The following is a 21073-nucleotide window of genomic DNA, read 5'->3' as shown; positions in this document are numbered from 1 at the left end:
TGGAGGGATTCCAGACCAGAAGTTGGTCTCGGTGAGACACTGCCCCACCCCAACCCCTCCCCTGAAGGGGAGGGGCTAGGTTTCGCTAAAACCCCGAACACATCCCGCCGCCGCGGGGTTGGCAGGCCATGGTCCGCGGCATAGGACACATGCATGGCCGATCCGCACCCGTTCTTCGCGCTCCACCGCCACGGCATGATCCGCGCGGGCGTCTGCACGCCCGTCGGCACCGTCGCCGATCCCGCCGCCAATGCCCGCGCGACGATCGCGCTGGCGCAGCAGGGGGATGCCGCCGGGGCTGACATCCTCGTCTTCCCCGAACTCAACGTCACCAGCTATGCAATCGACGACCTGCATCTGCAGGACGTGATCCTCGCCTCCACACAGGCCGGCATCGCCGCGATCGTCGAGGCGAGCCGCACGCTGAAGCCGGTGCTCCTGGTCGGCGCGGCGCTGGCGCGCAACGGCCGGCTCTACAATTGCGCGGTGGCCATCGCGCGCGGCCGCATCCTCGGCGTGGTGCCCAAGACCTACCTGCCCAACTACCGCGAATATTACGAGAAGCGCTGGTTCGCCTCGGGCTCGGGGCTGCGCGATCTGGAGATCACCGTCGCCGGCCAGACGGTGCCGTTCGGCCCCGACCTGCTGTTCGCAGCGGAAGACCTGGCCGACTTCGTCTTCCACATCGAGATCTGCGAGGATTACTGGGCGCCCCAGCCCCCCTCCACCGAGGGTGCGATGGCCGGCGCGCTGGTGCTGTGCAACCTCTCCGCCTCGAACATCGTGATCGGCAAGGGCCGCGAGCGCGAGCTGCTCTGCGCCTCGCAGAGCTCGCGAACGATCTCGGCCTATCTCTATTCGGCCTCGGGCCCCGGCGAGAGCACCACCGATCTTGCCTGGGACGGCCAGGGGCTGATCTACGAGTTCGGCGAAAAGCTCGCCGCCTCGCAGCGCTTCGAGCTGGCCGATGCGATCACCTATGCCGATCTCGACCTCGAGCGGCTGCGGCTCGAGCGGATGCGCGACGGCACGTTCAACGACAATGCCCGCAACGCCGGCATGCCCGAGACCCGCTTCCGCCGGATCGCCTTCGCGCACCAGCCGGATTTCGCCGATCGCGGGCTGCTCCGCCCGACCCGTCGCTTCCCCTTCGTCCCCAACACGCCGTCGGCGCTGGAGGAGGATTGCTACGAGGCGTTCAATATCCAAGTAGAAGGCCTGCGCCAGCGCCTCGCCTCGACCAAGAGCAAGTCCCTCATCATCGGCATTTCCGGTGGGCTCGATTCCACGCACGCGTTGATCGTCGCTGCCAAGGCGATGGACCGGCTCGGCCGCCCCCGCACCGATATCCTGGGCTATACCATGCCCGGCTTCGCGACGAGCGAGGGTACCAAGGCCAATGCCTGGGCGCTGATGCGCGCGATCGGGATCACCGCCGCCGAGATCGACATCCGTCCTACCGCGCGGCAGATGCTGGCGGACATCGGCCATCCCTTCGCGCAGGGCGAGCCGGTCTATGACGTCACTTTCGAGAACGTCCAGGCAGGCCTGCGCACCGACTATCTGTTCCGCCTCGCCAACCAGAACAGCGGCTTCGTGCTCGGCACCGGCGACCTTTCCGAGCTGGCGCTGGGCTGGTCCACCTATGGCGTCGGCGACCAGATGAGCCATTACGGCGTCAATGCCGGCGTACCCAAGACGCTGATCCAGTACCTGATCCGCTGGAGCGTCGAGAGCGGCCAGTTCGACGGCGAGGCGGCGACGGTGCTGCTCTCGATCCTCGATACCGAGATCTCGCCCGAGCTCGTCCCCGCCGACGCCGACGGCAAGATGCAGAGCACGCAGGACCGGATCGGCCCTTACGAGCTGCACGATTTCTTCCTGCACCATATCGCGCGCTTCGGGCTCAAGCCGTCCAAGGTGGCGTTTCTCGCCTGGCACGCCTGGAAGGATGCCGAAGCGGGCCTGTGGCCGATCGGCTTCCCGGCGGAAGGGCGCAACAGCTACGACCTGGCGACGATCGCCAAATGGCTGGAGACCTTCCTGTTCCGCTTCTTTCAAATCAGCCAGTTCAAGCGCTCGGCGCTGCCCAACGGGCCGAAGGTCTCGGGTGCCGCCGCGCTCAGCCCCCGCGGCGACTGGCGCGCGCCGTCGGACAGCGTCGCGACGGCCTGGATCGAGGAATTGCGCGCCGCGCTGCCCTGAGCGGCCTCAGCCGCGGGCGACCGCGCGGATCTTGCGCAGCAATTCGTGCGAATCGAACGGCTTGCGCAAGATGGTGACGTTGGGCGAGGCGATCGCGTCGAGCTTGTTCGAGTCCGCAAAGCCGGTGATCAGGATCACCGGCAGCTGCGGATCGCTGGCAGCGACCTGGGTGGCGACTTCGCTGCCGCTCAGCTCGGGCATTGCGAAATCGACCACCAGCGCGCCGAAGGACCGGCTCTGCACCAGCGCGACGCCGGCCGCGCCATCCGCCGCCTCCTCGACCACCGCCCCCGCCGAGCGCAGCATCTCGGCAAGCGAAGCGCGAACATGGGCATCGTCGTCGACCAGCGCGATCGTCATCCCCGCCAGGCTGATCCGCTCGTCACGGGCGGCATCGTCCTGCACGTCGCGGCGCGGCTCGACGGTTGCGAGCGGCAGCAGCAACGTGACGGTAGTGCCCTGCCCCAACGCGCTGTCAATTAACAGCGTGCCGCCGGACTGGCGCAGCACACCGAACGCCATCGACAGTCCCATGCCCGTGCCCTTGCCGACGCCCTTGGTCGAAAAGAACGGCTCCACTGCGCGCGCCACCACCTCGGGCCGCATGCCCATGCCGGTATCGGCGATCCGCAGCGCGACATAGTCGCCGGCCGGCAGGTCGGGCGCGACCTTGCCGCTGCGCAACTCGGCCGAGATCGTCAGCACCCCGCCCTCCGGCATCGCGTCGCGCGCGTTGAAGGCAAGGTTGAGCACCGCGAGTTCGAGCTGGAGCGCGTCCGTCTGCACGTTCCACACGGGATCGATCCGTTCGATCCGCACGCGCCCCAGCGGCGCCACGGCGCGTTCGACCAGCCCGGCCATGCCGCCGACCAGCTCGGCCAGCCGCACCGACTTCACGTCCAGCCGCTGCTTGCTGGAGAAGGCGAGCAACTGCCCGGTCAGCTGGCGTCCGCGCTCCACCGCATCGAGCGCGCTCGAGGTCCAGCGGATCACGCGATCGGCATCGTCGGGCTTGCGGGAAATCAGCTCGAGATTGCCGGCGATCGCCTGCAGCAGATTGTTGAAATCGTGCGCGATCCCGCCGGTAAGCTGGCCCACCGCTTCCAGCTTTTGCGCCTGAAGCAGCGCCGCCTCGACATTCTCACGCTGCGCGACTTCGCTCTTCAGCTCGGCGAGCGCGGCATCGCGCTGCTCGACCATTGCCGCGAGCTGGGCATTGGCTTCCTTGAGCTTTTCCGAGGAGGGGAGCTTGGTCAGCGTTGGCAGCAGCGGCCAGAGCAGGATCGCGGTGGTTACCGACGCCGCTGCCGTTACCAGCTTGATCAGGGCCTCCAGGCCATAAACGGGGCTGAACAAGGTGACCACGCCCATCACATGCGTCAAGCCGCACGCAAGGATGAAGAGTGCGAAGCACCAGAACACCCAGCCGAACGCCAGATCCTTACGGCTCCGCACCAGCGCCACCAGCGCAATCGGGATCGAGAAATATGACAGCGCTATCAGCGCGTCGGCGACGATGTGGGTCCACAGCAGAAGCGGCTGCCATGACAGGCAATAGCCGTGGGGCGAGTAGTTGCCGCTCCAGAAGGCTGCAAACAGGCTTTCCATCCATCCCCCTGCCATCGGCCGTCGCCGACAGAAAATTGCGCACGACGTAGCGCATGCGAATGAGAAGCGGAACTAAGGAAAAAACCCGGTGACCCTCGAAAGATCGTCGCAGGAGTTGATGTTCGGAATGGCCGCCCCCCAATCGATTGCCTCGGCGCCCGCATGCGCGGCCCAGGCCTTCATCGAGGTGCGTGCGCCGGACGCGATATAGGCGTCGCACAAGGGCGCGAGCGCGGCATCCCAGATACCTAGCACCGGCAGCTGCGCGACGAAGCAAGACCCATCGTGTGCCACCAGCGCTTCCAGCAATGCCGCCGGCAGCAGCGGCGTGTCGCAGGGCGCGACGAGCACGCGCGCCGCACCGCGCGCGGCAGCTTCGTGAAGTGCGGCGTTGAGCCCGCCCAAGGGTCCCAGCCCCGCAGCGGGCCGATCGGGTACGCCGCCCTCACCTGCCCGCCCGCACAGGATCACGCCGTCGCAATGGGGTGCCAGCGCAGCGGCGACATGGTCGATCAGCGCGCGCCCGTCGAGCGGCGCCAGTGCCTTGTCCGATCCGAAGCGCCGCGACAGGCCGCCCGCCAGGATCGCGCCGAGCGGCTTCATGGCACCAGCCGGAGCATCGCATCCGGCCGTACCAGCGCGGCGAGCCGCAAGCCCGCCGCGCGGGCCCGCTCCGCGGCCAATGCGGTCGGGGCGGAGATGGCGGCGAGCAGCGGACAGCCCGCCAGCACCGCCTTCTCGACCAGCTCGAACGAGCAGCGCGCGCTGATCAGCGCGAAGCCCCCGTCCCAGCCCAGCCCCTGCCGCGCCATCGCGCCGACCAGCTTGTCGAACGCGTTGTGCCGCCCGACATCCTCGCGGACCAAGCGGATCTCGCCATCTGCCGAGCAGAGCGCAGCTGCATGCGCCGCCCCCGTCTCGCGGCTGAGCGGCTGATGGTCGCGCAGCGCTTCGGCCGCACGGAAGATGGCCGCCGAAGACGCCATGCTTTCCGCCTCGACCATCGGCAGCGGACGCAGCGCCGCTTCGAGATTGTCGATCCCGCACAGTCCGCAGCTAGAATCGGTGGTGCGGTGTCGAACCCGCTCGATCACCGTCGAGGGATCGGCCAGCGTCACGCGCAGCACCACGCCCTGCTCGGCCTGGTGGCTTTCCACGTCCACCGCCGCCCCCAGCCGCTCGGCGGCGACGAAGCCGGTGGCGAAATCCTCCAGGTCGGTGGGCGTCGCCATCATCACGGCATAGCCCAGGCCGTTGATTTCGATCGCGACCGGCACTTCGGGGATCAAGCTGCGTTGGAGCCGGGTCTCCGACCCGTCGGGCGTCATGCGATCGAACCACATATCCATGGGTTGCAGATAGGCAGGCGTCCGCCCCAGGGATAGAGGCAGGATACGTGGTGCAAGGAGCGTGGCGATGGCCCGGGCGAAAGACGGAACGATACATTATGCGGGCGCCGAGGGTGGCTGGGGCTCGATGCGCGGCATGGCGCTGGTCGCCGGCGCCGAACGCCCGAGCAAGGACGCCCTGAAGACGCTCGCCAAGCAGAACAAGCCCGGCGGGATGATGTGCACCTCCTGCGCCTGGACCAAGCCGGCCAAGCCGCACATGTTCGAATTCTGCGAAAACGGCGCCAAGGCGACCCTGTGGGATCTCACCACCCGCCGCGCCACGCCCGAGTTCTTCGCCCAGCACACCCTTACCGAGCTGAAGGGCTGGAGCGACTACGACCTCGAACAGGCCGGCCGCCTGACCAACCCGATGCGCTACGACCGCGCCACCGACAAATACCTCCCCTGCACCTGGGACGAAGCCTATCGGGCGATCGGCAAGAAGCTGCGCGGCTATGATCCCAAGCGCACGATCTTCTACGCATCGGGCAAGGCGAGCCTGGAGACCAGCTATGCCTGGGCGCTGTTCGCGCGGCTCTATGGGCACAACAACCTGCCCGACAGCTCGAACATGTGCCACGAGACCACCTCGGTCGCGCTCAAGTCGACGATCGGCGCGCCGGTGGGCACGTGCCTGCTCGAGGATTTCGAGCATTGCGACGCGATCTTCTTCTTCGGCCAGAACACCGGCACCAACAGCCCGCGCTTCATCCATACGCTGACCGCGGCCCGCAAGCGCGGCGCCAAGATCGTGACGTTCAACCCGCTCCGCGAAAAGGGCCTGCTGGAGTTCCGCGACCCGCAGAGCATCCAGATGGTCACCGGCGGCAAGACCAAGATCTCGCACCAATATTACCAGCTCAAGCCCGGCAGCGACATCTCCGCCATGCTCGGCATCGCCAAGCATGTGCTGGCCGAGGAGGATCGCCGCGGCGGCGTGCTCGACCATGCCTTCATCGCCGAGCATACCCACGGCTTCGAGGCGTTCGCCGAGAAGGTCCGCAGCACCAGCTGGGAAACGATCGAGGCCGAGACCGGCCTGCCCCGCACCGACCTGATCGAAGCCGCCGACGTCTATATCGCGGCGGAAAGCGCGATCGGCATCTGGGGCATGGGCCTCACCCAGCATGTCGGCGGCTATGACAATGTCGCCGGCGTCGTGAACCTGATGCTGCTGCGCGGTAATATCGGCCGGCTCGGCGCGGGCGTCTCGCCGGTGCGCGGCCATTCCAACGTGCAGGGTCAGCGTACCGTCGGCATCTCGGAAAAGCCCGAGCTGGTGCCGCTCGACCAGCTTTCCGAGCAATATGGCTTCCAGCCGCCGCGCGACGAGGGCTACACCACCGTCACCGGCTGCGAGGCGATCGCCAAGGGGGAGATCAACGCGTTCCTTGGACTGGGCGGCAATTTCCTCCGCGCGATCCCCGATCACCGGGTGATGGAGAAGGCCTGGACCGGCATGGGCCTCACCGTCCAGATCGCCACCAAGCTCAACCGGGGGCATCTGTTCTGCGGCGAGACCGCCTATCTGCTCCCCACGCTCGTCCGCTCCGAACGCGACGTGCGCGACGGCACGCCGCAGGTGGTGACGATGGAAGACAGCCTGAGCTGCATCCACGGCTCGATCGGCGAGGCCAAGCCGGCCAGCCCGCACCTCCAGCCCGAGATGGCGATCGTCGCGGGCATCGCCGAAGCGACGCTCGACCCCAATCCCAATGTGCCCTGGGACGCCTGGGCGAACGACTATGCGCTGGTCCGCGATGCGATCGAGACGACCTATCCGGACAAGTTCAAGGACTTCAACCAGCGGCTCTTCACCCCCGGCGGCTTCTTCAAGGGCAACAGCGCCCGCGACCGCGACTGGAAGACCGAGAGCGGCAAGGCCGAGTTCACCGTGCCCAGCCACCTCAACGCCACCGGCTTCGCCGATGCCGACGGCGTCTACCGCCTGATGACGCTGCGCTCGAACGACCAATTCAACACCACCGTCTACGGTTATTCGGACCGGCTGCGCGGCATCGAAGGCAAGCGCGACGTGTTGCTGATCAGTCCCGCGGAGATGGCACGCGCCGGACTGAAGGAAGGCCAGCGCGTGGCGCTGGTCGGCGACGATTCGGACGGCGTGGACCGCGTGGTCGAGGGGCTGGAGGTGCTGCCCTTCAACCTGCCCGAAGGCTGCGTCGCGGGCTATTATCCCGAGCTCAACCCGCTGATCGCCCTCCGCCACCATGACAGTGCCTCGAAGACGCCCGCGGCGAAATCGGTGCCGGTGCGCATCCGCATCTGATAGCATCCCGCACGCCGCGCAGACGGCCGCCGGCTCTTGTCGGCGGCCGTTCTTATGCTAGGCAGCGGACAACGTTGACAAACGATCCGGGAGGAGAGGACGACATGAAACGATACACCCTCAAACTGGCGGCCCCGCTGCTGGCGCTCGCCGCCACCACGGCCTTCACGGCACCCGCGCTGGCCCAGCAGCAGGCCTCGCGCCCCTGGACCAACGCCAAGCTCTCACCCGATGCGCGCGCCAAGGCGATTCTCGCGCAGATGACCGAGGACGAGAAGCTGACCCTGGTGTTCGGCCTGTTCGGCACCGACTTCGCGCCGAAGAACTTCAAGACCCCCGCCGACGCACGTCCGGGCTCTGCCGGCTATGTCCCCGCCATTCCGCGCCTGGGCATTCCGGCACAGTGGCAGACCGATGCCGGCGTCGGCGTCGCGACGCAGGGCGGTGCCGAGCGCAAGCGCGGCCGCACCTCGCTCCCTTCGGGCATCGCCACCGCCGCGACCTGGGATCCCGCGCTCGCTTTCAAGGGCGGCGCGATGATCGGTGCGGAGGCGCGCGCCTCGGGCTTCAACGTGATGCTCGCGGGCGGCGTCAACCTGCTGCGCGAGCCGCGCAACGGCCGCAACTTCGAATATGGCGGCGAGGATCCGCTGCTCGCCGGCACGATCGTCGGCGCGCAGATCGCGGGCATCCAGTCCAACCACATCATCTCCACCGTGAAGCATTATGCGATCAACGACCAGGAGACCGATCGCAACAAGATGAATGCGGTGCTGGATCGCACCGCCGCGCGGATGAGCGACCTGCTCGCCTTCAACATCGCGATCGAGAAGTCCGATCCGGGCTCGGTGATGTGCAGCTACAACAAGGTCGATGGGCTGTGGGCGTGCGAACAGCCCTGGCTGCTCACCGACGTGCTGCGCCGCGACTGGGGCTGGAAGGGCTTCGTGATGTCCGACTGGGGCGCGACCCACACCACGGTCGCCGCGGCCAATGCGGGTCTCGAGCAGGAATCGGGCTGGCCGTTCGACGAGCAGCCCTATTTCCGCGAGCCGCTCAAGGCCGCGATCGCCAAGGGCGAAGTGAGCAAGGCGCGCCTCGACGAGATGGCGCACCGCATCCTCCGCTCGATGTTCGCGCACGGGCTGTTCGATCACCCGATCACGTCCGCGCCGCTCGATCTCGCCCCGGCGATGCTCAGCGCCCATGCCGACGTCACCCGCGCCGATGCCGAGGCGGGCATCGTGCTCCTCCAGAACAAGGGCGACGTGCTGCCGCTGGTCGGCAGCGCCAAGCGGATCGTCGTGATCGGCGGCCATGCCGACAAGGGCGTGCTGGCGGGCGGCGGTTCGTCGCTGGTCTATCCGGTCGGCGGCAATGCGGTGCCGGGGCTGGAGCCGAAGGTCTGGCCGGGCCCGGTGATGTACCACCCGTCCTCGCCGCTGGAGGCGCTGCGCCGCCAGCTGCCGGGCGCGACGATCAGCTATGTCGACGGCACCGACCCCGCGGCTGCGGCGGCTGCGGCCAAGCAGGCCGATGTCGCGCTGGTCTTCGCCACCCAGTGGGCGGGTGAGGCGTTCGACGTGTCGCTGAACCTCACCGACAATCAGGACGCGCTGATCGACGCGGTCGCCGGGGCCAATGCCAAGACGGTGGTGGTGCTGGAGACCGGCGGGCCCGTGCTCACCCCCTGGGCCGACAAGACCGCCGCGATCCTCGAGGCCTGGTATCCCGGCACGTCGGGCGGCGAAGCGATCGCCAACGTGCTGACCGGCAAGGTGAATCCCTCGGGCCACCTGCCCGCCAGCTTCCCGCGCAGCGTCTCCCAGCTGCCCAAGCCGAGCGCGCCCAACGAGGGCGAGACCCGCTACGCCGAGGGCGCCGCGGTCGGCTACAAATGGTATGATGCGAAGGGCGACAAGCCGCAATTCGCCTTCGGCCACGGCCTGTCCTACACCCGCTTCGCCTATTCGGGCCTGAAGGCGGCCGCCCCCAAGGGCCAGGTGACCGTGACCTTCACCCTCCGCAACACCGGCACGCGTGCCGGCGCGGACGTGGCGCAGGTCTATGTCTCGGGCGCGGGCTGGGAAGCGCCGAAGCGGCTGGGTGCCTTCCAGAAGGTGTCGCTGGCGCCGGGCGCGTCCAAGACCGTGACGGTCACCGTCGATCCGCGCCTGCTGGCGGTGTTCGACGGCGCGGCGCACCAGTGGAAGATCGCCGGGGGCAGCTACAAGGTGCTGCTGGGCCAGTCGGCGGAAGACATCGTCGCGACGACCACCGTTACCGTGCCGGCGCGAACACTGTCGGTGAGCTGGCACCCCTAATCGGCTTGGCCCCGCGCGTCTCGAACGGCGCGCGGGGACGTCCGCTCAGGCAATAGCGATACGCCGCCCCGCTTCGGCGCTCTGCCGGGCCAGTTCGATCAGCTGAAGCCCGGCAAGCGCATCCCTGGCAGCGACCGGGGGCGCAACGCCCTCACGGATCGCCGCCGCCACCCCGGCATAGAAGCGCCGATAGTCACCGCGCTCGGACGCGATCGTCTCGGTCGCGCCGTCGGGCAGCGTCAGCACGCCGTACTGCGCCGGGTCCTCTGCCCCATGCCCCGGATCGCGCACCGATCCCCCTGCCCGCATCGCCGCCTCCTGCGGATCGAGCCCGTATTTCACGAAGCTGCCGCCACGACCGTGGAGCGCAAAGCGCGGCCGCGCCGCCGCGATCATTCGCGAGCTCGCCAGCACCACCCGCCGCGTGCCGTAGAACAGCGTCAGCGTGAAGTAATCGTCGACCGGGCTGTTGCCGCGCTGGCGGGCGACATCGCCCTGCACCGCCTCGGGCATGCCGAACAGCACCAGCGCCTGGTCGATCATGTGCGGCCCCAGGTCGAGCAGCTGCCCGCCGCCCTCGGCTTCCTTCCAGGCCTGCGACAATTCGGGGCGGAAGCGGTCCCAATGCGCCTCGAACAGCAGGATCTCGCCCAGCCGGCCGCCTTGCACCAGCGCCTGCACCGCCAGGAAATCGCTGTCCCAGCGGCGGTTATGGAACGGCACCAGCAGCCGGCCCTGCGCCTCGGCGAGCGCGATCAGTGCTTCTGCCTCGGCGGCGCTGGGCGTCAGCGGCTTGTCGATCACGACATGCTTGCCCGCTTCCAGCGCCGCCTTGGCGAGCGGGAAATGCGTGGCATTGGGCGTCGACACCACCACCAGATCGATCGCGGGATCGGCGATCAGCGCTTCGGGGCTGACGGCGGGCACCCCCGGATAGGCCTTCGCGACCGCCTCTGCCCGCGAGGTACCGACGGCCGCCAGTTCGAGCCCGTCGACCGCGTCGATCAGCGGTGCGTGGAAGGCGGTGCCGCCTAGGCCGAAGCCGATAAGGCCGGTGCGGATCATGGCGTTCTCCCGTTGCCGTGAGGCTGCGGCCTAGCCGCAACGCCGCGCCATTCCAAGCAAGCGGCGGCCATTGCCCGGAAAAACCCGTTCGCTCAGCAGGTTCGCGGTGCAGCCCCGATCCGCTCGGCAACCGCGTCGGCGAGTTGACGCAGCTGGGCGCGCTGCCGGAACGAGGCAGGCCCATGCGGCCGCCGGTCGAGCCCGCATACCGCGCCGATCGGGAACGGCCCGCTGCGCACCACCGCGCCGGTATAATAGCGCACGCAGGGTCCGCCCGCGACCAGCGGGTTGGCCCGGAAGCGGGGATCGGCATGGAGATCGGGGACGCTCAGCAGCCCGTCCGGTGCGGCGACGGTGTGCGAGCAGAAGGCGATCGAGCGCGGCAAAATGACCGGCTCGATCCCGACCGCGCTGATCATCCGCTGCACATCGCCATCGGTGAGCGTCACCATCGCGATCGGCGTCCGCAGCACCCTGCAGACCTCGACGAGCAGTTCCTGCAGCACCGGGTCGCTCGGCGCGATCGGGCGCAGGCTGTCGACCGCGCCCTGGCGACGCGACTCGTCCTCGGGCCGGAAAGCGGCGGAGAAGAAGTGGAGCGTCATGCCGCCCGCCGCACGCTGCCGGGCTCGTCGAACGCGATGCGGATCGCATTCTTGCCGTTGCGCTTCACTTCCAGCATCGCCTCGTCCGCCAATCCGATCATCCGTTCGGTATCCCCCGCCGCATGGGCGTCGATCACCACCGCGCCCATGCTGCAGGTGACCGCATGGCCGGTGGAGCGCAGCGCCTCGCTGAGCCGCGCATGCAGGCTTTCGGCAACCTGCTCCGGCGGCACGCCGCGCTCGATCGCCAGGAAGGCGCAGAACTCGTCGCCGCCCAGCCGGGCGAACAGGTCGTCGGGCCGCATCCGCGCGCGTGCCTCGTCGGCAAAGCGACGCAGCACCATGTCGCCCGCGGCGTGCCCGTGCCGGTCGTTGACCGCCTTGAAGCCGTCGAGATCCATGTAGAGCAGCAGCAGGGTGGAGCCTCGACGGCGCCCGATCTGCGCCACCCGCTCCAGCTGGCTGCGAAACGCACCGCCGTTGAGCGAGCGGGTGAGATAGTCGGTGGAGGAACGCCACAGCTCGCCGTCGATGGTGTGCCGCAACGTCGCGACCATCAGAACGATCATGACCGCGCCCGCGACTCGGGTCACGGTGTTCCAGACCACCACGGAGGCGGATAGCGCGTGCAGGTCGGCCGCGGGAATCGCGCCAAATCCGTTCAACGCGGAGCCGAGCGAGATCGAGAACAGCACGACGACGATGCCGGCGCGCTCGCGCAGCGTCCACGCCGCGAGAATGTCGACGAACAGATAGCCGATCGTCATCGAGACCATCGGCCCGGTCGCCCAGTCGGCGGCAATGGTCACGACCATCGCCGTACAGACGATGGCCCAGGCTTGCGGCTGGCTCAGCCGCATCGTCCAACGGAAACTGCGCATCATCGCCCTGATCAAGGCCGACTGCGGCGGTGGTGCCTTCACGCGATCCAACTCCCCCACGGCGTGGATACCCCTTTACAGCCCAATGGCTTAACGGCCCCGAAACACAGGCGGCCGGTTCTCGCCGCTCCGGAATACTACGAGTGCGGATTTTTCAGGGCATATCGTCGCAATTGGGGCACAACCACGGGGCGATACCCCTAGGAGGTTCGGCCTTGCCGTCCTATACTCGGAGTTTATGACGCTAGCCTTGTTCCAGATCGACCCGCGCGATCCCGTCGCCACCGCCCTCCGCCCGCTGCAGGCCGGCGAGACGGCGCTGGGGGTCACCCTTGCCGCCGACATCCCCCAAGGCCACAAGGTCGCGCTGCGGGCGATCAAGGCCGGGGCGCCGGTCCACAAGTTCGGCTTCCCGATCGGCCGGGCCACCCGCGCGATCGCGCCGGGCGAGCATGTCCACACCCATAATGTCGCGACCGCGCTGGCGGCGACCGGCAGCTACGCCTACCAGCCGGCCTTCGAGGCGGCGCCGATGCATGCGGGGCCGACCTTCCTCGGCTATCGTCGCGCCGACGGGCGCGTCGGTACCAGGAACGAGATCTGGATCCTTCCCACGGTCGGCTGTGTCGGCCGCACAGCCGAGAAGATCGCCGAGCGCGCCGCCAGGCGATTCGAGGGCCGAGTCGACGGCATCCACGCCTTCGCGCATCCCTTTGGCTGCTCGCAGCTCGGCGACGATCTGGAGGGCACCCGCGCGATCCTGACGGCGCTCGCCAACCATCCCAATGCCGGCGGCGTGCTCCTCGTCGGACTTGGCTGCGAATCCAATCAGATGCGCGGCATGCTGGAGGGCATTTCGCAGCCCAATCTCCGCACGATCGGCGCGCAGGCGGCGGGTGACGAGGTCGAGGAAGGCATCGCGCTGGTCGAGCAGCTCATCGAACAGGCCGAACAGGCCGTGCGGACCGAGGAACCGCTCGCCTCGCTCGTCCTCGGCGTGAAGTGCGGTGGTTCGGACGGATTCTCAGGATTGACTGCCAACCCACTCGTTGGCCGGATGAGCGACGCGGTAACGGCAGCGGGCGGCACCGCGATCCTCACCGAAATCCCCGAGATCTTCGGCGCCGAGCAACTGCTGATGGCACGCGCGGAGAGCGAACCGGTGTTCGGGAAGATCGTCGATCTGGTGAACGGCTTCAAAGCCTATTTCACCCGGCATGGCGAACCGGTTTCGGAAAACCCGTCGCCCGGCAATCTCGCCGGGGGTATCACCACGCTGGAGGAAAAATCGCTCGGCGCGGTGCAGAAGGCCGGGCACGCGACCGTCACCGACGTGCTCGGCTATGGCCAGCGCGTGGAGCGAGCGGGGCTCGCGCTGCTCGAAGCGCCGGGCAACGACGCGGTCTCGTCCACCGCGCTGGCGGCCGCCGGCGCAACCGTCATCCTGTTCACCACCGGCCGGGGCACGCCGCTCGGCTTCCCGGTGCCGACGATCAAGATCGCCTCGAACAGCGACCTCGCCGCGCGCAAGCCCGGCTGGATCGATTTCGACGCCGGGCAGGTCCTGGCCGAAGACATGAACGCCGCTGCCGACACGTTGCTCGGCCGGATCGCGGCGATCGCCTCGGGCAGTCCGACGGCGGCGGAACGCAACGGCGAGCGCGAGATAGCGATCTGGAAGCGCGGCGTTACGCTCTGAAGGGTGATTTGTTCCCAAAAAAATGCGGCGAACGCATGCTGCATCGCGGCGATCCGCAATTCCCCTGGATTGATGCTGAAAGCTGAACGGGTTAGCCCTGAAAGCGAGCAGAGATCGGGTGGAAGCAATGGCTGAATTCTTCGTGTTCCTGTACGCAATGGCCGCCGGCTTCGTGCTGCTGACCATGCAGCGCAACCGCCGCGAGCAGCGTGCCGATGCGCCGATCGTGACGCTGGTCGGCTGGGGCCTGTTCTCGCTGTCCTCGACCCTCGCGCTGCTGCTCGGCGCCGTCGCGCTGGCGCTCGCGCTCGGCATGCACATGCCGCTGCCGGCCGGTTTCGAGAGCTTCGCGCTCTAAACCCCATGCCGCTCTACGCCTTTGGGGGAAAGGCGCCGCAGGTCGCGGCGGATGCGTGGGTCGCGCCGAGCGCGGAGCTGATCGCCGACGTGCTGGTGGCCAGCGGCGCCAGCATCTGGTTCGGCGCCGTGGTCCGTGCCGACAATACGCCGATCATCATCGGCGCGCGCAGCAACATCCAGGAAGGCGCGCTGCTCCATTCGGACCCCGGCGCACCGCTGACCATCGGCGACGAGGTGACGGTGGGCCATCATGCCGTGCTCCATGGCTGCACCATCGGCGACGGCACGCTGATCGGCATGGGCGCGACCATCCTCAATCGCGCGGTGATCGGCGCCGAATGCCTGGTCGGCGCCGGCGCACTGGTCACCGAGGGCAAGGAATTTCCTGCCGGCCACCTCATCCTGGGCAGCCCGGCCCGTGCCGTGCGGCCGCTGGACGCGGCACAGCGGGCAATGCTGCGCGCAAGTGCCGCCCTCTACGCCGCCAAGCAGCGCGAATACGCCACGGGCCTCACCCGAATCGACTGATTCGCGCAGTTTCAGCGATCGGGTCGCGCGCGGACGCTGCAGGCGCCCGTGCATGCCGTAGCGTCGCCGACACCTGCCTAGACAGGCTTCGTAGCTGCGGTATCACTCGGGCATGGCGCTACCGGCTCTCTTCGATCGTCTGCGGCTTCCCGTCATCGGCTCGCCGCTGTTCATTATCTCCTGCCCCGAACTGGTCATCGCCCAGTGCAAGGCGGGGATCGTCGGCTCCTTCCCCGCGCTCAATGCGCGGCCGCAGAGCCAGCTCGACGAGTGGCTGCACCAGATCACCGAGGAACTCGCGGCCTGGGACCGCGACCACCCGGACACCCCCGCCGCACCCTTCGCGGTCAACCAGATCGTCCACCGCTCCAATCCGCGGCTGGAGGAGGATGTCGCGAGCTGCGCTAAGTGGAAGGTGCCGATCGTCATCACCTCGCTCGGCGCCCGCCCCGAGCTCAACGAGGCGGTGCATGGCTGGGGCGGCATCACGCTCCACGACGTGATCGACGATCGCTTCGCCCACAAGGCCGTCGAGAAAGGCGCCGACGGGCTGATCCTGGTCGCGGCCGGCGCCGGGGGCCATGCGGGGCGCCTGAGCCCGTTCGCGCTGGTCCAGGAAGTACGGGAGTGGTTCGACGGGCCCGTCGCCCTGTCGGGCTCGATCGCCACGGGCAGCGCGGTGCTGGCGGCGCAGGCGATGGGCGCCGATCTCGCCTATATCGGCTCGCCCTTCATCGCCACCGAAGAGGCCAACGCGGCGCAGGCCTACAAGCAGGCGATCGTCGACGGCCGCGCCGAGGACATCGTCTATTCGAACCTGTTCACCGGGGTGCACGGCAATTACCTGCGCACCTCGATCGTCAATGCCGGGCTCGATCCGGAAAATTTGCCGGAGAGCGATCCGAGCGCGATGAACTTCGGCGGCGCCAAGGCGTGGAAGGACATCTGGGGCTCGGGCCAGGGCATCGGCGCGGTGCATGCGATCGAGCCGGCGGCGGCGCGGATCGAGCGGCTGCAGGCGGAATATGCCGCCGCGCGGGCGCGGCTGGCGCTCTAGACGCTCAAAAGGCCCCGGCGAGCCGGTCGAGCATCCGCCGTGCGGGGCTCGGCACCGCGACTACCGACACATCGAACGCGGAGTCCAGCCGGGCGACGCGGCGATACAGGTCCATGCTCGCGCGCACGATCGTCACGGCCTGAAGCGGCATGTCCTCGAGCAATGCGGAATCGGTTTCCGGCGCCGGGCCGAGGCGCCGCCCCGGCGCGCGCGCATCGGCAAGCTGGAGTTCGCCCGCATCCACTGCACGCTGGGTGAGCAGCCAGGCGATGACGTGCATCAGCCGCGTCGTCACCTTGAGCGATTCGCACGAGAAGGCGACGCGGCTCAGAGCCGCCAGCGCATCGCGCTCGTCGCGGCCGAGCTGGTCGAAATAGCCGCGCGCCTCGTCCGCCAGCACCATCGCCTCGACATAGAGCGAGTCGACGAGTCGGCGATGCAGGGTAAGGGCGTCCGGGCGCTTCATGCCCCTCTAGCTGCCACAGGATCGCGCGCCGCGGAAAGCGCCAATTTTGCCGCAGCGCAGCAAAACGAAACAGTCACGCAATGATATCCGGGATCAACTGGTCCTCGAGCATCGAAATCTCGTCGCGGAGCTTGAGCTTGCGCTTCTTGAGCCTTGCGATCTGCAGCTGGTCCCCCGTGCCCGTATCCGCCAGTGCGGCGATCGCGGCGTCGAGATCGCGATGCTCGGCGCGCAGGGGTTCCAACCGCCGCCGGATCTCGCTTTCGTCCATTCTTTGCCCCCAGTGCGCCCGACTCGCCGGATCGTTGCCCGGCCCGCGAACCATCGCGGCTTTTCGGCGGTCTGTCGATCAGTGTTGATTCTGCACGCGACAAGCGGCGCAAAACATGATGTAGTTGGCTCCCCTCAGAGTCATTGAAGGAGGACTGCTTCATGCACACCGGGCATCTTTCGGCACTTAACGCCAAACATTCGCAGCTTGATCAGCGAATCGCTACCGAAACGCAGCGCCCCCTCCCCGATCACCTACTCCTAGCGCAATTGAAGAAAGAGAAGCTGCGGGTCAAGGAAGAGATGCAGCGATAGCCGTCCCATTCACGGACTATTTACCGAAACCTTGGAGTCGCGCGGCAGAAACTTGCCGCGCGAGCCAAGGATATACACACCAGCGTCGGCGGCAGCGCGTCGAAAGAACCGAAATTGCTGGAGGATAAGCGTTCGGCGTCGCTCAGCGACGGGTGAAGATCGGCTTCACATAGGCCGGAGTCTGGGTGCCCCCACCCACCGGCTTTCGCGCCAGCTTCGGATCAATCTCGGTATCGAAAGCAACGCCCACGCGCCCCTCGGCCGCCCAGGCGATCTTGCCCTTCACCCAGCCGACACCGCGGACCTCGATCTCCACCGGGGTACGCAAGGCCACCGGGGCGGTATATTCGGCCATCAGCCCACCCGCCGAAAGATTGCGCACGCGCACCGTGCCGACATCCTCGCCGTCGACGCGGAACTGCGCGGTCAGCAACAGGCTGTCGCGGACACCGCTGCGCTTGCCCGCAAAGTCGTCGGCGGAAAGCGGGGTGGCGGGGATGTAAGACTGCTGGTCCATGCTTGGCTCTCAATGGCGGATTCGCACCCGCAGGGAGTAGACCAACAACTCTTAACGAAAGGATTAACCGAAATCCGCCCCGGTATTTTGCCGGAGCGGATTCCAACGTAGATTTCACTCGTCCCGGCTGATCTTCTCGTTGCGCTCGTGCCGTTCCTGCGCCTCGACCGTCATCGTCGCGGTGGGACGGGCTTCCAGGCGGCCCAGCGGGATCGGCTCGCCGGTGACTTCGCAATAGCCATATTCGCCTTCCTCGATGCGGCGGAGCGCCGCGTCGATCTTGGCGATCAGCTTGCGCTGGCGATCGCGGGTGCGCAGTTCGATCGACCAGTCGGTCTCGCTGGAGGCGCGGTCGGTAAGGTCGGCCTCGCGCAGCGGCTCGGACTGGAGCTGGTTCAGAGTACCTGCCGCCTCGCGGTAGATCGCGTCCTTCCAGGCATTCAGCTTGTTGCGGAAATATTCCTGCTGCCGCGGGTTCATGAACGGTTCGTCGTCGCTCGGCCGATACCCGTCGTCGCCGTCGTTCGCGGCCGGAGGAACGCTTTTATCGTGCTCGTCAAAACGGCCCAAAACAGTTGCCATTCCCACTCTCCACACCAGTCCCCGGTGGCGTGCCGCTCGAGAGACTGCATTGCCCGCAGGCGCTATACTTTCGCAAGCAGCCATTAACAAGCCAATGTCGCGAAAGCTTTTTGGCGGGAATTCCCTATAGTCGGTAGAAATTAGCGCCGCCTGAACCACTTGCACTTTTTTTCGTTTCGCGTCGAGACAGGCGCCATCGGGAAGCCGTCCCGAAACGGCCTCTGTCCTGAATTTGAACAAGCAGCGGGTCTTGTCCGCGATAGTTTTCAGGGCAGCGGCGGACACGGTTTGCGTCGCATCCGCCACCACTCTTCAGGCCCCCTGCAGCGCCTTTTCGATGTCCGGCACCGGATGATCGGTTAGGTCCTTGGCCAGCTCGCCCTTGAGGCGATCGCTGACGCTGACATGGTAATGCTTGCGGAGTTCGCCCAGCGTCTTGGGCGGCGCGACGATGATCAGCGACTCGAAGCTGTTGCGCAGCGCCTCTTCCTTCAGCATGCCCGCCACCTCGGCGGCGAAGCGATCTTCTTCCAATTGGTGGAAATCGGTTTCGCCCATCGTCCCGCCGGACGACGCAAATTGCCCGCCGCCGCGCGTGGAAGACGACGCACCCGACGAATCGGTCTTCTGGTCGGAGTCCTTCGGGTTGGGGTGGAGCTGCTTCCGCACCACTTCGAGGTTAAGATACTCCGCATCACCCTGGTTGCGCAGCATCAGCAGCTTGCGGCCATCGGCGACCACCACCATCGCATCATGGGGAACCAGCATCGCACTCTCCTTGTCGCTGTTCACGGGAGCAACCAACGGGCGGACGGCGGCGGGGTTGCGTGGGGAACGGGCCCCGGCCATAGGTTCGCGCCATGCACGATATCCGCTTCCTCCGCGAACATCCCGAAGCCTTCGACCAGGGCCTGGCCAAGCGCGGCCTGGAGCCGCAGTCGGAGGCGCTGCTGGCGCTCGACGAGCGCCGCCGCGCGCTGGTGACCGAGCTGCAGGCCGGCCAAGCCCGCCGTAACGAGGCTTCGAAGGCCATCGGCGCCGCCAAGGCGAAGAAGGACGAGGAAGCCGCCGCCGCGCTGATGGCGGAAGTCGCAGCGCTTAAGGAGCGGATGCCCGCCCTGGAGGCCGAGGAAAAGGCCGTCGGCGAGGAACTGGAAAGCCGGCTCGCCGCCCTGCCCAACCTGCCCTATCCCGACGTGGCGCTCGGCGCCGACGAGAACGACAATGTGTTCGTGCACGAGCGCGGTACCGTTCCCGCGTTCGCCTTCGCGCCCAAGGAGCATGACGCGATCGGCCCGGCGCTCGGCCTCGACTTCGAGACCGGCGCGGCCATGTCCGGCGCGCGCTTCACCTTCGTGCGCGGCGCGGCCGCCCGGCTCCACCGCGCGCTCGGCCAGTTCATGCTCGACACGCTGACCGGCAGCTATGGCTATGAGGAATGCGTGCCGCCGCTGCTGGTGCGCGACGAAGCGCTGTTCGGCACCGGCCAATTGCCCAAGTTCGCCGAGGACCTGTTCCAGACCACCGATGGCCGCTGGCTGATCCCCACCGCCGAGGTGAGCCTGACCAACGCGGTGCGCGAGAAGATCCTGAGCGAGGAGGAACTGCCGCTCCGCCTTACCGCCCTCACCGCCTGCTTCCGTTCCGAGGCGGGTGCGGCGGGTCGCGACACGCGCGGCTTCATCCGCCAGCACCAGTTCGAGAAGGTCGAGATGGTGTCGATCACCACCCCCGACCAGTCCGAAGCCGAGCATGAGCGGATGACCGACGCCGCCGAGGACGTACTGACCAAGCTGGGCCTCGCCTTCCGCCGGATGAAGCTGTGCAGCGGCGACATGGGCTTCACCGCCGCGCGCACCTACGATCTCGAAGTGTGGCTGCCGGGCCAGGACCGTTACCGCGAGATCTCGTCCTGCTCGACCTGCGCCGACTTCCAGGCGCGCCGGATGAACGCGCGCTACCGGCCCGAGGGCGAGAAGGGCACGCGCTTCGTCCATACCCTCAACGGCTCGGGCCTGGCGGTGGGCCGTACGCTCGTCGCGGTGCTGGAGAACTACCAGCAGGAGAATGGCGCGGTGGCGGTGCCGGCGGTGCTCCAGCCCTATCTGGGCGGGCTGACGCTGCTCGAACCGCGCGGCTGATGCGGATCCTCCTCACCAACGACGACGGCTATCACGCCCGCGGCCTCGCGGTGCTGGAGCGGATCGCGCGGACGATTTCGGACGACATCACCGTCGTCGCGCCAGCCGAGGAGCAATCGGGCAAGGGCCGTTCGCTGACCCTCACCGAGCCGTTCCGTGTCCGCCGACACGGCGAGGGTCGCTATGCGGTGAAGGGTACGCCGACCGACTGCGTGATGTTCGCGCTCGCCGAGGTGATGGCGGACGCCAAGCCCGACCTGATCCTCTCCGGCGTCAATCGCGGCGGCAACCTCGCCGAGGACGTCAGCTACTCCGGCACCGTCTCGGCGGCGATGGAGGGCGCGCTGGCGGGGATCCGATCGATCGCGCTCAGCCAGCGCTATGCGCGCAGCGGCATGGGCGACGCGGTGCCGTTCGACACCGCCGAGGCCTGGGGCGAACGCGTGCTGCGGCCGCTGCTCGACGTCGAGATGGAGCCGCGCACGCTGGTCAACATCAACTTCCCGCCGATCGCGGCCGATGCGGTGCAGGGGATCAGGGTCGTCTCGCAGGGGTTCCGCGACTATGGCCGCGTCGCGTTGGACAAGCGCCTCGATCCGCGCGGCTTCCCCTATTACTGGCTGGCGATGGGGCGCATGCCGCACCAGGCCGTGCCCGATACCGATCTCGACGCGATCGAGGCCGGGTTCGTCACGGTGACCCCGCTGCAGCTGGACCTTACCCACCGCGAGTCGATGGATCGGCTGCGCGGCGCCTATGCGGGCTGAGCAGC

At 67.8% G+C, this 21073-nt stretch carries 21 protein-coding genes; 10 read left to right on the top strand and 11 right to left on the bottom strand.

Annotated features, from left to right (window positions below):
- Positions 1-153 precede the first annotated feature (153 nt).
- Positions 154-2205: an NAD(+) synthase gene (locus ABIC65_RS01780; protein ID WP_354306480.1), complete on the top strand. Its 2052-nt coding sequence runs from the start codon at positions 154-156 to the stop codon at positions 2203-2205.
- A 6-nt stretch (positions 2206-2211) separates the two neighbouring features.
- Here the strand turns inward: ABIC65_RS01780 and ABIC65_RS01775 are convergent, their stop codons facing one another.
- From ABIC65_RS01775 to fdhD, 3 genes are all read right to left on the bottom strand, one after another.
- Positions 2212-3813 (bottom strand): response regulator, encoded by a 1602-nt coding sequence (locus ABIC65_RS01775; protein ID WP_354306479.1) that lies wholly within the window; start codon positions 3811-3813, stop codon positions 2212-2214.
- Between the two features lie 72 nt (positions 3814-3885).
- Positions 3886-4416 carry a molybdenum cofactor guanylyltransferase gene (gene mobA / locus ABIC65_RS01770; protein ID WP_354306478.1) on the bottom strand — a complete coding sequence of 177 codons (531 nt, stop codon included), beginning with the start codon at positions 4414-4416 and terminating at the stop codon, positions 3886-3888.
- Positions 4413-5162, bottom strand: a complete 750-nt coding sequence (fdhD, locus tag ABIC65_RS01765; RefSeq protein WP_354306477.1) for a formate dehydrogenase accessory sulfurtransferase FdhD — start codon at positions 5160-5162, stop codon at positions 4413-4415. Before fdhD ends, mobA begins: the two co-directional genes overlap by 4 nt.
- A 67-nt stretch (positions 5163-5229) precedes the next feature.
- Here fdhD and ABIC65_RS01760 point away from each other — a divergent pair, with 67 nt between their 5' ends.
- Together ABIC65_RS01760 and ABIC65_RS01755 are read left to right on the top strand one after the other, a co-directional pair.
- A complete protein-coding gene (locus tag ABIC65_RS01760) occupies positions 5230-7491 on the top strand; it encodes an FdhF/YdeP family oxidoreductase (RefSeq protein ID WP_354306476.1) in 2262 nt (753 codons plus the stop codon).
- Positions 7492-7595: 104 nt separating this feature from the next.
- Positions 7596-9815: a beta-glucosidase family protein gene (locus ABIC65_RS01755; RefSeq protein WP_354306475.1), complete on the top strand. Its 2220-nt coding sequence runs from the start codon at positions 7596-7598 to the stop codon at positions 9813-9815.
- Between the two features lie 45 nt (positions 9816-9860).
- Here the strand turns inward: ABIC65_RS01755 and ABIC65_RS01750 are convergent, their stop codons facing one another.
- The 3 genes from ABIC65_RS01750 to ABIC65_RS01740 form a co-directional block, all read right to left on the bottom strand.
- Positions 9861-10880 carry an oxidoreductase gene (locus tag ABIC65_RS01750; RefSeq protein ID WP_354306474.1) on the bottom strand — a complete coding sequence of 340 codons (1020 nt, stop codon included), beginning with the start codon at positions 10878-10880 and terminating at the stop codon, positions 9861-9863.
- A gap of 92 nt (positions 10881-10972) precedes the next feature.
- Positions 10973-11485 (bottom strand): GAF domain-containing protein, encoded by a 513-nt coding sequence (locus ABIC65_RS01745; RefSeq protein ID WP_354306473.1) that lies wholly within the window; start codon positions 11483-11485, stop codon positions 10973-10975.
- Positions 11482-12369: a GGDEF domain-containing protein gene (locus tag ABIC65_RS01740; protein ID WP_354306472.1), complete on the bottom strand. Its 888-nt coding sequence runs from the start codon at positions 12367-12369 to the stop codon at positions 11482-11484. Before ABIC65_RS01740 ends, ABIC65_RS01745 begins: the two co-directional genes overlap by 4 nt.
- A gap of 235 nt (positions 12370-12604) precedes the next feature.
- On the opposite strand from ABIC65_RS01740, the gene ABIC65_RS01735 reads away from it, so the two are divergent.
- The 4 genes from ABIC65_RS01735 to ABIC65_RS01720 all read left to right on the top strand — a co-directional run bounded on the left by ABIC65_RS01735 (position 12605) and on the right by ABIC65_RS01720 (position 16010).
- Positions 12605-14065 carry a UxaA family hydrolase gene (locus ABIC65_RS01735; RefSeq protein WP_354306471.1) on the top strand — a complete coding sequence of 487 codons (1461 nt, stop codon included), beginning with the start codon at positions 12605-12607 and terminating at the stop codon, positions 14063-14065.
- A 127-nt stretch (positions 14066-14192) separates the two neighbouring features.
- The gene (locus tag ABIC65_RS01730) at positions 14193-14423 is read left to right on the top strand and encodes a hypothetical protein (RefSeq protein WP_354306470.1); all 231 of its coding nucleotides are present in this window, start codon (positions 14193-14195) and stop codon (positions 14421-14423) included.
- A 5-nt stretch (positions 14424-14428) separates the two neighbouring features.
- Positions 14429-14953 carry a gamma carbonic anhydrase family protein gene (locus ABIC65_RS01725; RefSeq protein WP_354306469.1) on the top strand — a complete coding sequence of 175 codons (525 nt, stop codon included), beginning with the start codon at positions 14429-14431 and terminating at the stop codon, positions 14951-14953.
- 112 nt (positions 14954-15065) lie between these two features.
- Positions 15066-16010 carry an NAD(P)H-dependent flavin oxidoreductase gene (locus ABIC65_RS01720; RefSeq protein ID WP_354306468.1) on the top strand — a complete coding sequence of 315 codons (945 nt, stop codon included), beginning with the start codon at positions 15066-15068 and terminating at the stop codon, positions 16008-16010.
- 4 nt (positions 16011-16014) lie between these two features.
- On the opposite strand, the gene ABIC65_RS01715 is transcribed toward ABIC65_RS01720, so the two are convergent.
- Together ABIC65_RS01715 and ABIC65_RS01710 are read right to left on the bottom strand one after the other, a co-directional pair.
- Entirely contained in the window at positions 16015-16476 is a 462-nt protein-coding gene (locus ABIC65_RS01715; RefSeq protein ID WP_354306467.1) for a DUF1465 family protein, read from the bottom strand.
- Positions 16477-16549: 73 nt separating this feature from the next.
- A complete protein-coding gene (locus ABIC65_RS01710; RefSeq protein WP_354306466.1) occupies positions 16550-16747 on the bottom strand; it encodes a YdcH family protein in 198 nt (65 codons plus the stop codon).
- Positions 16748-16908: 161 nt separating this feature from the next.
- Between ABIC65_RS01710 and ABIC65_RS01705 the strand changes: the two genes are divergently transcribed.
- Positions 16909-17061 (top strand): YdcH family protein, encoded by a 153-nt coding sequence (locus ABIC65_RS01705; protein ID WP_121079439.1) that lies wholly within the window; start codon positions 16909-16911, stop codon positions 17059-17061.
- Between the two features lie 142 nt (positions 17062-17203).
- Here the strand turns inward: ABIC65_RS01705 and ABIC65_RS01700 are convergent, their stop codons facing one another.
- The 3 genes from ABIC65_RS01700 to ABIC65_RS01690 form a co-directional block, all read right to left on the bottom strand.
- Positions 17204-17578, bottom strand: a complete 375-nt coding sequence (locus ABIC65_RS01700; RefSeq protein ID WP_354306465.1) for a PilZ domain-containing protein — start codon at positions 17576-17578, stop codon at positions 17204-17206.
- Positions 17579-17692: 114 nt separating this feature from the next.
- Positions 17693-18160 carry an RNA polymerase-binding protein DksA gene (dksA, locus tag ABIC65_RS01695; RefSeq protein WP_121077530.1) on the bottom strand — a complete coding sequence of 156 codons (468 nt, stop codon included), beginning with the start codon at positions 18158-18160 and terminating at the stop codon, positions 17693-17695.
- 312 nt (positions 18161-18472) lie between these two features.
- Complete coding sequence (locus tag ABIC65_RS01690) at positions 18473-18928, bottom strand: host attachment family protein (RefSeq protein ID WP_354306464.1); 456 nt, start codon at positions 18926-18928, stop codon at positions 18473-18475.
- 92 nt (positions 18929-19020) lie between these two features.
- On the opposite strand from ABIC65_RS01690, the gene serS reads away from it, so the two are divergent.
- Positions 19021-20301, top strand: coding sequence for a serine--tRNA ligase (gene serS / locus ABIC65_RS01685; RefSeq protein WP_354306463.1), 1281 nt, complete (start codon positions 19021-19023; stop codon positions 20299-20301).
- Complete coding sequence (surE, locus tag ABIC65_RS01680; protein WP_354306462.1) at positions 20301-21068, top strand: 5'/3'-nucleotidase SurE; 768 nt, start codon at positions 20301-20303, stop codon at positions 21066-21068. Before serS ends, surE begins: the two co-directional genes overlap by 1 nt.
- The last annotated feature ends 5 nt before the right edge of the window (positions 21069-21073 follow it).

This window comes from Sphingomonas trueperi (assembly GCF_040545665.1).
Lineage (GTDB): Bacteria > Pseudomonadota > Alphaproteobacteria > Sphingomonadales > Sphingomonadaceae > Sphingomonas > Sphingomonas trueperi_B.
The sequence above is the reverse complement of the archived record's forward strand: the minus strand, read 5'-3'. Positions and strand labels throughout refer to the sequence as shown.

What these genes read in the sequence shown, in the direction of transcription:
- ABIC65_RS01735 (WP_354306471.1), top strand. Translation starts at nt 12,605, where the DNA reads ATGACGCTAGCCTTGTTCCAGATCGACCCGCGCGATCCCGTCGCCACC.
- ABIC65_RS01745 (WP_354306473.1), bottom strand. Translation starts at nt 11,485, where the DNA reads ATGACGCTCCACTTCTTCTCCGCCGCTTTCCGGCCCGAGGACGAGTCG.
- ABIC65_RS01760 (WP_354306476.1), top strand. Translation starts at nt 5,230, where the DNA reads ATGGCCCGGGCGAAAGACGGAACGATACATTATGCGGGCGCCGAGGGT.
- ABIC65_RS01715 (WP_354306467.1), bottom strand. Translation starts at nt 16,476, where the DNA reads ATGAAGCGCCCGGACGCCCTTACCCTGCATCGCCGACTCGTCGACTCG.
- ABIC65_RS01775 (WP_354306479.1), bottom strand. Translation starts at nt 3,813, where the DNA reads ATGGAAAGCCTGTTTGCAGCCTTCTGGAGCGGCAACTACTCGCCCCAC.
- ABIC65_RS01705 (WP_121079439.1), top strand. Translation starts at nt 16,909, where the DNA reads ATGCACACCGGGCATCTTTCGGCACTTAACGCCAAACATTCGCAGCTT.
- ABIC65_RS01740 (WP_354306472.1), bottom strand. Translation starts at nt 12,369, where the DNA reads ATGATGCGCAGTTTCCGTTGGACGATGCGGCTGAGCCAGCCGCAAGCC.
- ABIC65_RS01700 (WP_354306465.1), bottom strand. Translation starts at nt 17,578, where the DNA reads ATGGACCAGCAGTCTTACATCCCCGCCACCCCGCTTTCCGCCGACGAC.
- ABIC65_RS01750 (WP_354306474.1), bottom strand. Translation starts at nt 10,880, where the DNA reads ATGATCCGCACCGGCCTTATCGGCTTCGGCCTAGGCGGCACCGCCTTC.
- mobA (WP_354306478.1), bottom strand. Translation starts at nt 4,416, where the DNA reads ATGAAGCCGCTCGGCGCGATCCTGGCGGGCGGCCTGTCGCGGCGCTTC.
- ABIC65_RS01690 (WP_354306464.1), bottom strand. Translation starts at nt 18,928, where the DNA reads ATGCTGGTTCCCCATGATGCGATGGTGGTGGTCGCCGATGGCCGCAAG.
- fdhD (WP_354306477.1), bottom strand. Translation starts at nt 5,162, where the DNA reads ATGGATATGTGGTTCGATCGCATGACGCCCGACGGGTCGGAGACCCGG.
- ABIC65_RS01710 (WP_354306466.1), bottom strand. Translation starts at nt 16,747, where the DNA reads ATGGACGAAAGCGAGATCCGGCGGCGGTTGGAACCCCTGCGCGCCGAG.
- ABIC65_RS01720 (WP_354306468.1), top strand. Translation starts at nt 15,066, where the DNA reads ATGGCGCTACCGGCTCTCTTCGATCGTCTGCGGCTTCCCGTCATCGGC.
- ABIC65_RS01755 (WP_354306475.1), top strand. Translation starts at nt 7,596, where the DNA reads ATGAAACGATACACCCTCAAACTGGCGGCCCCGCTGCTGGCGCTCGCC.
- ABIC65_RS01780 (WP_354306480.1), top strand. Translation starts at nt 154, where the DNA reads ATGGCCGATCCGCACCCGTTCTTCGCGCTCCACCGCCACGGCATGATC.
- serS (WP_354306463.1), top strand. Translation starts at nt 19,021, where the DNA reads ATGCACGATATCCGCTTCCTCCGCGAACATCCCGAAGCCTTCGACCAG.
- dksA (WP_121077530.1), bottom strand. Translation starts at nt 18,160, where the DNA reads ATGGCAACTGTTTTGGGCCGTTTTGACGAGCACGATAAAAGCGTTCCT.
- ABIC65_RS01725 (WP_354306469.1), top strand. Translation starts at nt 14,429, where the DNA reads ATGCCGCTCTACGCCTTTGGGGGAAAGGCGCCGCAGGTCGCGGCGGAT.
- surE (WP_354306462.1), top strand. Translation starts at nt 20,301, where the DNA reads ATGCGGATCCTCCTCACCAACGACGACGGCTATCACGCCCGCGGCCTC.
- ABIC65_RS01730 (WP_354306470.1), top strand. Translation starts at nt 14,193, where the DNA reads ATGGCTGAATTCTTCGTGTTCCTGTACGCAATGGCCGCCGGCTTCGTG.